The sequence below is a fragment of the Streptomyces polygonati genome (assembly GCF_042650325.1).
GTDB lineage: Bacteria > Actinomycetota > Actinomycetes > Streptomycetales > Streptomycetaceae > Actinacidiphila > Actinacidiphila polygonati.
In genome coordinates this window covers 22,890-35,259 of record NZ_JBHSBB010000029.1, presented here as the reverse complement: position 1 = coordinate 35,259, position 12,370 = coordinate 22,890, and the positions used below count along the sequence as shown (strand labels likewise).

Annotated in this window: 9 protein-coding genes; 6 read left to right on the top strand and 3 right to left on the bottom strand. The window is 72.7% G+C overall.

The window, feature by feature from the left end; translation table 11 throughout:
• Positions 1–41: 41 nt before the first annotated feature.
• On the bottom strand, positions 42–941 hold the full coding sequence (locus ACFO3J_RS30145) for an alpha/beta fold hydrolase (protein WP_386436105.1): 900 nt from the start codon (positions 939–941) through the stop codon (positions 42–44).
• A gap of 306 nt (positions 942–1,247) precedes the next feature.
• Between ACFO3J_RS30145 and ACFO3J_RS30140 the strand changes: the two genes are divergently transcribed.
• The 5 genes from ACFO3J_RS30140 (at position 1,248) to ACFO3J_RS30120 (ending at position 8,683) form a co-directional block, all read left to right on the top strand.
• Positions 1,248–2,759, top strand: coding sequence for an alpha/beta hydrolase (locus tag ACFO3J_RS30140; RefSeq protein ID WP_386436102.1), 1,512 nt, complete (start codon positions 1,248–1,250; stop codon positions 2,757–2,759).
• 179 nt (positions 2,760–2,938) lie between these two features.
• Positions 2,939–3,694 (top strand): YhjD/YihY/BrkB family envelope integrity protein, encoded by a 756-nt coding sequence (locus tag ACFO3J_RS30135; protein WP_386436099.1) that lies wholly within the window; start codon positions 2,939–2,941, stop codon positions 3,692–3,694.
• A 177-nt stretch (positions 3,695–3,871) separates the two neighbouring features.
• Positions 3,872–5,671, top strand: a complete 1,800-nt coding sequence (locus tag ACFO3J_RS30130) for a hypothetical protein (RefSeq protein WP_386436096.1) — start codon at positions 3,872–3,874, stop codon at positions 5,669–5,671.
• 28 nt (positions 5,672–5,699) lie between these two features.
• On the top strand, positions 5,700–7,730 hold the full coding sequence (locus tag ACFO3J_RS30125; RefSeq protein ID WP_386436093.1) for a phosphocholine-specific phospholipase C: 2,031 nt from the start codon (positions 5,700–5,702) through the stop codon (positions 7,728–7,730).
• Between the two features lie 182 nt (positions 7,731–7,912).
• A complete protein-coding gene (locus ACFO3J_RS30120) occupies positions 7,913–8,683 on the top strand; it encodes a GntR family transcriptional regulator (RefSeq protein WP_386436090.1) in 771 nt (256 codons plus the stop codon).
• A 98-nt stretch (positions 8,684–8,781) separates the two neighbouring features.
• On the opposite strand, the gene tmpA is transcribed toward ACFO3J_RS30120, so the two are convergent.
• Both tmpA and ACFO3J_RS30110 read right to left on the bottom strand, forming a co-directional pair.
• The gene (gene tmpA / locus ACFO3J_RS30115; protein WP_386436087.1) at positions 8,782–10,425 is read right to left on the bottom strand and encodes a 2-trimethylaminoethylphosphonate dioxygenase; all 1,644 of its coding nucleotides are present in this window, start codon (positions 10,423–10,425) and stop codon (positions 8,782–8,784) included.
• Between the two features lie 238 nt (positions 10,426–10,663).
• A complete protein-coding gene (locus ACFO3J_RS30110) occupies positions 10,664–11,086 on the bottom strand; it encodes a hypothetical protein (RefSeq protein WP_386436084.1) in 423 nt (140 codons plus the stop codon).
• A gap of 309 nt (positions 11,087–11,395) precedes the next feature.
• Between ACFO3J_RS30110 and ACFO3J_RS30105 the strand changes: the two genes are divergently transcribed.
• Positions 11,396–12,343 (top strand): 2-deoxy-5-keto-D-gluconate 6-phosphate aldolase domain-containing protein, encoded by a 948-nt coding sequence (locus tag ACFO3J_RS30105; protein ID WP_386436082.1) that lies wholly within the window; start codon positions 11,396–11,398, stop codon positions 12,341–12,343.
• The last annotated feature ends 27 nt before the right edge of the window (positions 12,344–12,370 follow it).

Genomic DNA, 12,370 nt, shown 5'->3' with positions numbered 1-12,370 from the left:
GCTCACACGGTCTTGACGAACTCCGATCCAATGGAACGGCTTCACACGGTCGTGGCCTCGGGCGCGGCCGTCTTCGCCTGTTCCCGCAGCCAGCCGAGCACCTTCGGCAGTACCGGGACGGCGGCGAAATGCGCCACCGATGGCTGGAGGACCACCGTGGCCCGCGGGATCCGGCGGGCCAGCCACTGGAAGTGTCCGACCGGCGAGAACACATCGCGCTCGCCGTGCCACAGCAGGGTGGGAACGGTGATGTCCCCCGGATCGAAGCCCCACGGCTTGCAGAAGGACACCGCGTCGTCGATCCACCCGTCGGCGCTCTTCCCCACGCCGGTCAGGAAATTCTGCCGCAGCATGTTCCGGATGCCAGCGTCCGCCACCACCTGACGGTCGACATCCGGCATCTCGTGGTCAAGGTCCGTCAGCAGGGCCATCGGATCAGCCCGCATGGCGTCCGCGTTCTGCACCAAGGTGGCCTGCAGAACCTCCAGATTCTCCCGAGCGTTGCGGTATTCGCGGACGTTCGACTCCGTCATACCTTCGAACCAGTCGAGTTCCGGAGCATCCGGCGGCGCCAGACTCACCAGCACTCCGGCGCTGCGGACCCGACCGGGGTGGAGAGCCGCGCAGGCGAGGGCGTGCGGGCCGCCTCCGGACCGGCCGACCACCGAGAAGGCGTCCACCCCGAGGGAGTCAGCGATGGCCAGCACGTCGTCGGCTGCGTGCGCCACCGAGCGCTGCGGCAGACGGGTGGAACCGCCGTAGCCGGGACGGTCGTACGCGATCAGGTGGATACCTAGCTGATAGAGCACCAGCGAGCGCGGCCGGGGCCCCTCCCGGCTGCCGGGCGTTCCGTGCAGCAGGAAGACGGGGTGCCCACGCGGATCACCCCAGGAGTCGAAGACGAGCTCCCGCCCGCCCGCGCCGCGCGCGATACGCGCCACTCCCCGCCTCCAGTCAACCCGCCGTCGTAGGTGCCGGAATCCTCTCAGATCAGGAGGCTCCTTTGGGCCAGCATGCCCCTCTGCGGTCCCGACGTCACTACGGGTGACCTCAGAACGGCCGATTTCCGCCAGCCCGACACCCAGGGCCGCTGCGCAAACCGCCGCGTCGCTGCCGGGCGGCCGTGCGCGCCGCGCGCCGCCGCGGTTACCGTCGTAGGGCGCGACTTGACTTCCCCCAGGGGGAGTTGGGAGCACAGCGGCACGTACCGGACCGGTGCGAACCGGGGTGAGCACCAGGAGGCGATCATGACGGCGTTCGTACTGGTTTCGGGTCCCTGGACCGGTGGCCCGCTGTGGCGGGAGGTGGCCGCGAAGCTGCGCGAGGCGGGGGCGGAGGTGTATCCGGCGGAGCTCACCGGGATGGGTGAGGCCGCCCCGGCGGCCGGGCCCGATACGGATCTGGACACCCACATCGGGGACCTGCTGCGGCTGATCGACGCGGTGGACGAGCCGCGGGTGGTGCTCGTCGGGCACGGTCTCGGCGTCCACCCGGTGCTGGGGGCCGCCGACCGGCGGCCGGAGCGGATCGGGCGGATCGTCTACCTCGACTCGGGGCTGCCGCGGGACGGCGAGTCGGTACTCGACCAGATCCCCGATCAGGGCGTCCGCGACCGGCTGCTGAAACGGGCCGAGGAGGACAAGGACCGGCTGATCCCGCCCCCGTCCCGCGCGGAGTGGCCGCTCTGGGGCAGCACCGCCGATCTCACCGAGGACGCGCTGGACCGGTTGGCCGGCCTGGCCGTACCGCAGCCGCTCGGCACGATCGAGCAGCCGCTGCGGCTGTCCGGGGCGGCGGACCGCGTGCCGGTGACCGGCGTCCTGTGCACGGGCAACGGGTCGAGCATCGGCATGGTGGAGACGGTGATGGCGCTGGGGGACCCGCGCTTCCGGCTGCTCGGCGAGCCCTGGGTGGACTTCATCGAGATCGGCGCCGGGCACTGGCCGATGCTCTCCGTCCCCGGCGAACTGGCCGGCGTACTGCTGCGGGCCGCGGCCGGCCGGGGTCAGCGGGTGACGGCCAGGGCGGGCGAGGAGACCATGAGCGGCCGGCCGTTCCTGCTGGACGTGCCCGAGCGGCCCCGCGAGCGGGTCGGACGGGTCGACCTCTATCCACCCGACGCCGGCACCGACGGGCCCCGCCCGGCCGTGCTGTTCGTCCACGGCGGGCCCGTGCCCCCCGACCGCCGGCCGACCCCGCGCGACTGGCCGGCCTTCGTCGGCTACGCCCGCTACGCGGCGAGCCAGGGAGTGTTCGGTGTGACGCTGGACCACCGGCTGCACGGCCTCGGCGACTTCGGGCGCGCCGCCGAGGATCTCGCCGAGGCGGTGGAGCTGGTGCGGGCCGACCCCCGGGTGGACGCGGACCGGATCGCGCTGTGGCACTTCTCGGCCGGCGGCCTGCTGGCCACCGACTGGCTCGCCGCTCCCCCGCCGTGGCTGCGCTGCCTCGCTGCCAGCTATCCCGTGCTCGCGCCGCCGCCGAACTGGGGTCTGGCCGAATCCCGCTTCCGCCCCTCGGCCGCGGTGCGCGGCGCGGGCCGGCTCCCGATCGTGCTGACCCGGGTGGGCCTGGAGTCGCCAGAGATCGCCGCGACGGTCGAGGAGTTCCTGACCGCCGCCGAGGACTCCGGGGCCGGCGTCGAGCTGATCGACGTCCCGCTGGCCCACCACGGCTTCGAGACCCTCGACCACACCGACGAGACCCGTCGGGCGGTGCGGGCGGCGTTCCGATCCGTGCTGGCCCACCTGCGCTCCTGACAGCCGCCGCCCGGCCGCCCCCGCCCAGGCCCGCCGCGACTTCCGCCGCCGGGTGTTTGGGCAGGACGCTGTGTACGGGTATGAAGCGATATGTGAATCGGAGACACCCAGGCGCGTCGCCACGATGGCATCGGTGGAGAGAGCGGAGCCGCGCGCTGGCCGATTCGTTCGCTGGGCTGGTGGTGCGGCGCGGCATCGAGCTGGAACTGATGTCGCGGTCGCTGGGCTTCGCGGCCCTCGCGCTGCTGACGCTCGTACCGCTGCTGCTGCTGATCGCGGCGGTGGACCCGGGCAGCGGGCTGGGGGCCGGGCAGTGGCTGGTGCGGGTGCTCGGGGTGTCGGAGTCCTCGCGCGGGCCCATCACCGAGCTGTTCGGCAACCCGGCCGAGGCGTTGCGGCGTACGACCGCCTTCGGCATCGCCGCCCTCGCCGTATTCGGCCTGTCCTTCGGGTCGACGCTGAAGACGGGCTACGAGAAGGCGTGGGGCCTGGCCCCGGCCAAGTGGCGCTCCGCCTGGCGTCATGTGCTGTGGCTGGCGGTGCTGATCGGCTTCCTCATCCTGTCCATCAAGATCACCACCCCGACCGGGAACACCGCGGAGCAGACCTGGTCCGGCGCCGGCGAACTCGTGCTCTCACTGCTGTTCTTCTGGTGGTCCCAGCGCTTCCTGCTCAACCAGCGGGTGCTGTGGCGGGCCCTGCTGCCGAGTTCGGTGGCCACCGCCCTCGGGCTGCTCGGGCTGCACATCTTCTCCATCCTTGTCTTCTCGCCGCTGCTCGCCTCCAACGCGGTGACCTATGGCCCCTTCGGCACCGTCCTGGTCCTCCAGTCGTGGCTCGTCGGCGTCGGCTTCGTCGTCTACGGCGGCGCGATGCTGGGCCGGGCCTTCCACGAGCACCAGGTGCGGCGCCGCACGATCCGCGAGCGCCGCTGACCCGGTACGTGTCAGTACGAGGTAAAACTTCAGATTTCCGCTTCCCACCCGGACTGCGGCCATCCCTCGTTCACGGGTTCGTCGCCCGGGGAGGGCTTGCTGGAGCCAAGTTATATAGACAACTTGGCTCATCCGGGTGCCGCCTCGACGGCGCCCGGGCGGAGAGGAACCAGAAACGTGTCACCCCTCTCACGTGCCGTCGCAACCGGCAGCACCGTCACCGTCAGCTCGACGACCCCGCAGCAGGGCGACAAGCTGACCTTCACCTGGGCGACCGACGCGCCCGACCCCAAGAACTGGATCGGCGTCTACGACGGCACCCGCCAGCCGGGGACCGGCAGCGCCCTCGTATGGGCGTACGTCACCGGCACCTCCGGTGAACTCGCCCTCGACACCTCCAAGCTCACCGGCGGCCCGTACACCGCCTACTTCCTGGCCAAGGACGGCTACGGCATCCTCGCCCAGACCGACCCCTTCACCTTCGCCGCGAGCACCGGCGGCAGCGGCGGCACGGGCGGCACGGGCACGCCGGGCAGCGACAGCGTCGCCGTCACCACGGCCGCCCCGTACTACGAGGGCGACCCGCTCACCTTCCACTGGACGACCGACGCGCCCGACGCCACGAACTGGATCGGGATCTACGACGGCAGCCGGCTGCCCGGTGTCGGCTCGTCGCTCGTCTGGGACTACACCCCGGCCGCCTCCGGCGACCTCACCCTGGACACCTCCGGCCTGACCGGCGGCCCGTACACCGCCTATCTGCTGGCCAAGGACGGCTACGGCATCCTCGCCCGCACCGCCCCCTTCAGCTTCGTCCCGCGCCCGGTCATCCCGCGCCCGCACGCGGTGGTGGACGCCCTGACGACCGCCGCGCAGACGGCGGGCTCGGCCTTCTCCGTAGCGCTCGGCGGACTGTGGATCAGGCCGGCGGGCAACGCCGCCGGCGCCCCCGCCTTCACGCGGGTCATCGGTGACTCCTGGCTGGCGGTGGCCAAGGACGGCACCGTCAGCGGCAAGGCGCCCTCCTTCGGGTCGAAGAAGCCGGGCCGCGTGGTCGTGGCGGTCACCGACAGCGCGGTGGGCAGCGACACCGTCACCGTCCAGGTGCCGGTGCGCTCCTCCCGCGACCGGCTCCAGATCAAGATCGCCACGCTGAACCTGTGGGACGCCGGCACGCACATCGACGGATTCCTGGAGAAGCAGCTGCGGCTGGTGCTCACCCAGGGCCTGGACGTCGTCGCGATCCAGGAGAGCGGCGGCACCGGGGCCAAGGACCTGGCCCAGGCGCTGGGCTGGCAGGCCTACCAGGGCGCGGCCGGTCTCGGCATCGTGAGCCGCTATCCGCTCACCGACCTCGTCGCGCCGACCGCCGCCCTGCCGGCCGCCGCCGCCACCGTCCGGCTGCCCGGCGGCCGTACGCTGCGGCTGTGGACGGCCCAGCTGGACGAGGCCGGCTACGGTCCCTACGCGGTGCTGGCCGGCCGCAGCGCCGCGCAGATCGAGGCGGCGGAGAAGCTGACGCTCCGCTACCGGCAGGCGCAGGCGCTGGTGGCCGCGATGCGGCGGGACATCTCCTCGGACGTGCCCGTCGTGCTGGCGGCCGGCCTCGCCTCGCCGTCGCACCTCGACTGGACCGACAAGACCTCCGCCGCGCACGGCGGTGTGGGCAGGGTCCGCTGGCCGGTCACCGAGCTGCTGGAGCAGGCCCGCCTCGACGACGCCTTCCGCGAGGCCAACCCCAACCCGGCCAAGGCGCCCGGCATCACCTGGTCCCCCGTGACGCCGCAGCACGCCGGCGGCGGCGCCGAGCCGCAGGACCGGATCGACCAGGTCCAGTACAGCGGACCGCTGAAGGTGGAAGAGGCGCACAGCCTGTTCACCGGCTGGCCCCAGGTGGTGCCCGGCACCGCCGCCAACGGCTGGCCCTCCGACCACGCCGCCGCCGTCGTCACCTTCTCCCTGTCCGCCCGCGGCTGACTCCGAACGACCCGAAGGACTTCATTCCATGACTGAGATCAGCCGCCGCGCCTTCATCGGCGCCACCGCGGCCGCCGGGGCGGCCGCCACGGTCGGACTGCCCGGCATGACCGGCACGGCCGACGCCGCCACCAACTCCTCGGACCACGACGGCGGTTCGTCCGGCGGTGCGCACAACGCCCCGCACGGCAGCATCGCCGACGTCAAGCACGTCGTGATCCTGATGCAGGAGAACCGCAGCTTCGACCACTACTTCGGCACGCTGAGCGGCGTACGGGGCTTCTCCGACCGCCAGTCGGTGGTCTTCCCCACCGGCGACCCGGTGTTCCGCCAGCCCGACCACAACCGCGCCGAGGGCTATCTGCAGCCCTTCCGGATGGACACCACCAAGTACAACGCCCAGAACGCGGCCGGCCTGGACCACGGCTGGGACAGCGGCCACACCGCCGTCGACGGCGGCGCCATGGACAAGTGGGTCTCCGCCAAGGGCGAGCGGACCATGGGCTACTTCGCCCGCCAGGACATCCCCTACCAGTACGCGCTGGCCGACGCCTTCACCATCTGCGACGGCTACTTCTGCTCGCTGAACGGGCCCACCGACCCCAACCGCCTCTACCTGTGGACCGGTACGGCCGGCCCCGGCACCGACGGCACCACCGGCCCCTTCACCGACAACACGGTGGTCACCGAGAACCCGGTCGCCGACTGGACGACCTACGCCGAGCGGCTGGAGAAGGCCGGCGTCAGCTGGCGCGTCTACCACAACCCGGACGGCTCCGACGACCGCAACGGCGACTACGACGACAACGCGCTGTCGTACTTCAAGCAGTTCCACGCGTTCCCGAAGGACGACCCGCGTTATGTCAACGCGATGACGAAGTTCGACCTGACCGCGTTCGACCAGCACTGCAAGGACGGCACGCTGCCGACCGTCTCCTGGCTGGTGGCGCCCTACCTGTTCTGCGAACACCCCAACGCCAGCCCCGACTACGGCGCCCACTGGGTGGACACCGCCCTCCAGTCGATGTTCTCCAACCCCGAGGTGTGGAAGCACACCGTCTTCCTGGTGATGTACGACGAGAACGACGGCTACTTCGACCACGTCATCCCGCCCTTCCCCGAGCCGGGCACGAAGGACGAGTTCGTCGACGGCAAGCCGATCGGCCTGGGCAGCCGGGTGCCGCTGTGGGCCGTGTCGCCGTGGTCGCGCGGCGGCTACGTCAACTCCCAGGTCTTCGACCACACTTCGGTGGTGCGCTTCCTGGAGCGCGTGACCGGTGTGCAGGAGCCCAACATCACCGACTGGCGCCGCGAGGTCTGCGGCGACCTCACCAGCTGCTTCGACTTCACCAAGCCGGACTACAGCATCCCCGCGCTGCCGGACACAGTCGCGCTGATGGCCAAGGCGGACGCGGCCAGTTCACTGCCGGCGGTCACCGTGCCGGCCCAGCAGGCCATGCCCGTACAGGAGAAGGGCGACCGGCCGCACCGCCCGCTCCCCTACCTGCCGTGGGCGGATGTCGCGGTCGACCGCGCCACCGGCAAGGTGACCTGCACGCTCACCAACGACGGCACGGTCGGCTACCACTTCACCGTGCTGCCGAATGCCGTGCTGCCCTTCACCGGCACGCCGTTCACCGTCCCGCCGCGCTCGTCGCGCACCTATGTGTGGGACGCCTCGACGACCGACGGCCGCTACGACTTCTCGGTGCACGGCGCCGACGGCTTCGTCCGCCGCTTCGCGGGCACCGTCGTCCGCCAGAGCCAGGACGACGTGGCGGTGCCCGCGGTGAAGGCGACGCTGCGGCGGAGCAACAAGCCGCAGGACGCGCAGATCGAGTTCGACCTGCGCAACGACGGCGAGACGGACGTGGCCTTCACCATCACGCCGAACGACTTCACCGAGGCGGCCGGCCAGGAGCAGGTCGTCTGGGTCAAGGGCGGCGGCCGGTCCCAGTCGACCTGGCGGACCGACGAGGGCCGCTACGACCTCACGGTCACGGCGGGGACGGGCACGCGCTTCGCACAGCGGTACGCGGGGACGGCGCACAGCGTGTGACCCCTCGCGGGTGACGCGTGACGCACGACGCGCGCCGGGCGGGATCGGGGCGGGGCCGCAGGGGCCCTGGCCGGTCCCGTCCGGCCGCACCCCGGTCCCGCTTCGGCTCCGGACGCGGGGGCGGGTAAGGTCTGAACGCCGGTCGGGCGAACGGAAGACCACAGAAGGGCGCAGGGGCCACGTTGCTGGAGGATCAGGACGCTCCGGACGGCGGTCTGCGCTACCGCAGGGTGGCGGCCGCGCTGCGCGAGGCGATCGCCGCCGGGGAATACGCGTCGGGTACGAAGCTGCCTCCCGAGGGAGTGCTGGCGGAGCGCTACGGCGTCTCGCGGGGCACCGTCCGGCACGCGCTGGGCGTACTGCGCTCGGACGGCCTGGTCACCTCGCGGCGCGGCGCCCGGCGCACGGTGCTGGCCGGCAAGCGGGCGCAGAGCTTCTCGGAGCTGATGAGCTTCACCAACTGGGCGCTCTCCATAGGCGAGCGGCCCGGCGCCCGGGTGGACGGCATCGTCCGGCGCCCCGCCGAGCCTGTCGAGGCCGAGCAACTGGGCCTGGAGCCGGGCGCCGAGATGTATCTGGTGCGGCGGGTGCGGACCCTGTCCGACGAGCCGGTCATGGTCGAACGCTCCCGGTACGCCGCCCGGGTGGGCGCGCTGGTGGCCGAACTCCCGCCCGACGCGGTCTCGCACACCGAGGCCCTCGTCCGGCACGGGGTGCTCTTCACCGACGCCGACCACACCATCGACCTGGTGGAGGCCGACGCCGACGACGCCCGGCTGCTCGACTGCCCGGTCGGCCAGGCCCTGCTGCGGGTGAGCCGCCGCAGCACCGATCCGCTCGGCCTGCCGGTGGAGTGGTCCGAGGACCGCTATCTGCCCGGCACGATCGCTTTTACGGTGCACAGTTCGGTGGCCGCTTCGACGCTGGCGCGGCGGCACAGCTCCCAGGGTTAACGGGGGCCCGACCGCACGCGGCGGCCGGGCCGGCCGGTCCCGCGCGCACTGACGCCGGCTGACCCCAGCCCACCCCGGTCCACCCCGGCCGGCCCCGGCTACCCCCGGAGCAGCGCCGCGAGCAGCGGGAGGAAGTGCTCGAACGGCGGGGTGACCGCCGCCGGTTCCTTCGCCTCCTCGTCCCAGCGCCGGACCGCGACCGCGTCGGCCGCCCCCGGCAGCGCGGCGAACTCGGCCGCCTGCGCCCCGGTCATCGCGCCGCCCTGGACCCGCAGCGTGTACCGCGACGCCTCGGACAGCCGGTCGTGGTAGCCGGGCTCCACCGCGCACAGATAGCGCTTGGCGGCCACGTGCAGCCGTACCGGTTCGGTGACCCGGGGCCCGAACCAGCGGCCGAGCAGGTCGGCGCCGGTGTGGCTGTGGCGGTTGTCGGTGCCCGCCATCAGGTCCTGGCCGCTGACGCCGCCGTCCGCGCCCTCGAAGTGGCCGACATCGTGCAGCAGCGCGGCGGCCACCAGGTGCGGCGGGGCCCCGGCGGCCTCGGCCCGCGCGCCCGCCTGGAGCATGTGCTCCGCCATCGTGACGGACTCGCCCAGATACTCCGCCGCCCCGGCCCCGGCGAAGAGTTCGGCCAGCGGTTCCAGGCTGTCCGCGCGCCGCAGCACCGCCAGGCTGCTCGCCAGGCCGTCGAGATCGGCGTAGCAGCCCTGGAGGTGGCGTGCCCCGTCCTGCGCGAAGGCGGTACGGGCGTGCAGCAGGCGGGTGTTGTCGAACAGCAGGCAGTCGCCCGGCGCCAGCCGCAGGTCCAACTGGAGTTCCGGGCGCAGCAGTAGCTCGGCGAAGGCGCGGTAGGCCGCGTAGAACGCCTCCAGTTCGGCGGCGGGCAGCCGAAGGGTGCCGATGGAACGGTTGTTGAACCGCACCTCGCGCACCCGCCCGAGCGGGTCGGTGTCGATCAGCGGCCGGTCGGCCCGCAACTCGGTCCCGGCGTCCCGGAAGACGAACGGCACGGGCGTACGGGTGAGGACGTCGAACGCCGCCGGGTCCTCTTTCCGCAGCTCCGCCGCCGCCGCGAAACCGTCGACCAGACCGGACTCGCCGCCCTCGGCGTCGTTGACCAGGCAGTGCAGCAGTTGGAGCGTCGGGACCGGATCGCGGTAGGGATTGTCGGTGTGCGGGGTGATGCGCGCCGAGGTGAAGGCGAGGTTGTTCGGATCGGGCTCGACCCGTACGTCGAACAGCTTGCCGTAATTGGTCTCCCGGACATGGCCGAAGGTCTCCGCCACCGCGAGCACCTGCCCCGCGCGCTCCGGCACGCCGCGCAGCAGCATGAAGCCGACCCGCAGCACCGCCTCCAGCATCCGCGCCCGTACGCCGGGGTCCCCGGCGTACGCCTCCCACCGTGCCTCCGGCAGTCGGCCGGCGAGGTCGGCGGCCCGCCACAGCTCCTTGCCGTGCTCGCTGCGCCGGTCGCCGCCGTCTCCCCCACCGGGCCGGTTCGCCTCCAGCCACTCCACCGCGTACGCCGACCGGTGTCCGTCGGGCCCCCAGACCACCTCCACCGACCGCTGCCCGCCGCCGATCCCCTCGACCACGCTCTCCACCCGCAGTCCGGCGGGCAGCGAGTTGATCTGGAACAGCTTCTGGCCGGACCGGGGGTCCCGGCACAGGCCGCACGGGCAGTTGTCCCGCAGCCACATCACCGGCATCTCGCCTATCAGCAGACCGGACCTGTCGGGCATGTTCTCTCCTCGCGGTGAAAGTTGTACAGCCAACTTCCACCGACCGTCGCAGCCCGAGGCAGCGGGCGGGCGACGGGCGGACGTCGAGTGAGTGAACGGGACGCTTCGGCACCGGACGGCGGGGGCGGCGCGCGTTCCGGCGTGCCGGACGATCAGCCGTACGGGGACGTTCAGCCGCGCCGTGCGCTCAGCCGTGGGGGATGTTCAGCCGCGCCGCGTGCTCAGCCGCGCCGCGTGCTCAGCTGTGCCGTCCCCTGCCGCGCCGGAGGCGGTCCGCCCAGCCGTGATGCGGGGCATCCGCCGGCGGGGAGACCGGCTGGGCGCGGGGGCCCGTATCGATCCCCTCGGACTTCCCCTCGGCCGCGACGCGCGGCGACGCGTGCAGGCCCTCCAGGGAGTAACGGGTGGTCGCGATACAGTCCACGATCTGCGCGTCGGTGAATTCCTCCGACCCTTCGACATGCGGCACAAAGCCGATCAGTACGCCGTCGCTGACGATCTCCGCGTCAAGGCCGGCCCCGGCCAGGTCCCAGATGGCTTCGACATTCTTGTCGAGGACCACCCGGATCCCGCACTCGTACACGCCCGTGCGCTCCACATGCGCCATGACGCGCCGCCCCTGCAGCTCCGAGACCAGACGGCCGACTCGCTCTTCGTCCACCGGGTATCCCTCCGCCTCCGAAGTCCTCACACGGCGCGGATATGTCCCGATCCGCACCCTTTCACACCACGCTACTCCAGCCATCGGGCGACCGGCCGTGAGCGGCGGGCGGCCCCTCCCCGACCGACCCCTCCCCGACCCGCCGGGCCCCGGCCCGCCGCATCGGCGCGGTGTCCGCGCGCCGCGGTGGCGCCGGTGCCTCCGCCGTGTTTGGCTGCCACAACCGGCACCGTGCCAGGGCACCGGCCGCCGGGCGGGACCGGCCGCGGCCGGTCAGGGGGCCGCTCCGCCACTGGAGAGGACAGCTCGATGACCGACCCGAACGGCGTATCCGAAGCGCCCGCCCCGTCCAGTGCCGCCTCGCTGTTCCTGCTGGCCATGGACCACCGCGCGTCGCTGGCCCGTACCGTCTACGGCATCAAGGGCGAACCCACCTCCGCCCAGGCCGCCTTGATCTCCGCCGGCAAGCAGCTGGTCTTCCAGGGCCTGCTCGCCGCCCTGGACATCGGCGCCGACCGGGCGAGGACCGGAGTACTCGTCGACGAGCGGTACGGCGCCCCCGTCGCCCGGCAGGCGCGCGACGCCGGACTCGTCCTGGCCATGCCGATCGAACGGTCCGGGGAGGACTGGTTCACCCTGGAGTACGGCACCCTCGGCGAGGACCGCTGGCTGGAGCACGTCGAGGCGTTCGACCCCGACCACGTCAAGATCCTGGTCCGCGACAACCCCGGCTTCGATCCCGGCCGGCGCCGCGCCCAGCAGGACGACCTGGCGGCCGTCACCAGTGCGCTGCACGACCGCGGACGCTCACTGCTGCTCGAACTGCTCGTACCGGCGACCGCCGAGCAGAGCGCCGACCAGGGACAGGACTACGACACGGCGCTGCGTCCACGGCTGACCCGGCAGGTCATCACCGAGATGCAACAGGCGGGCGTGGAACCCGACATCTGGAAGATCGAGGGCCTCGACAGCGCCGAGGACGCCGCCCGGGCCGTGGCCACCGCGCAGCAGGGCGGCCGCGACCAGGTGCGCTGCGTCGTCCTCGGCCGCGACGCGCCCGCACCCGTGCTCGACCGGTGGCTGTCGCTGGCGGCGGGCGTGACCGGATTCGAGGGCTTCGCGATCGGCCGGAGCATCTGGGAGGACCCGCTCGCCGCCCACCTGGCCGGCCAGGCCACCGAGGGCGAGACCGTACGGCCGATCGCCGACCGCTACCTCCACTACGTCACCGCCTACGAGCGGGCGGCCCGCCGCTGACGGTGGGCGCGGCCCGGTGGGCGCCGT

Bases quoted from the DNA above. Each gene is read 5' to 3' on its own strand.
- ACFO3J_RS30140 (WP_386436102.1), top strand. From the start codon at position 1,248: ATGACGGCGTTCGTACTGGTTTCGGGTCCCTGGACCGGTGGCCCGCTG.
- ACFO3J_RS30125 (WP_386436093.1), top strand. From the start codon at position 5,700: ATGACTGAGATCAGCCGCCGCGCCTTCATCGGCGCCACCGCGGCCGCC.
- tmpA (WP_386436087.1), bottom strand. From the start codon at position 10,425: ATGCCCGACAGGTCCGGTCTGCTGATAGGCGAGATGCCGGTGATGTGG.
- ACFO3J_RS30105 (WP_386436082.1), top strand. From the start codon at position 11,396: ATGACCGACCCGAACGGCGTATCCGAAGCGCCCGCCCCGTCCAGTGCC.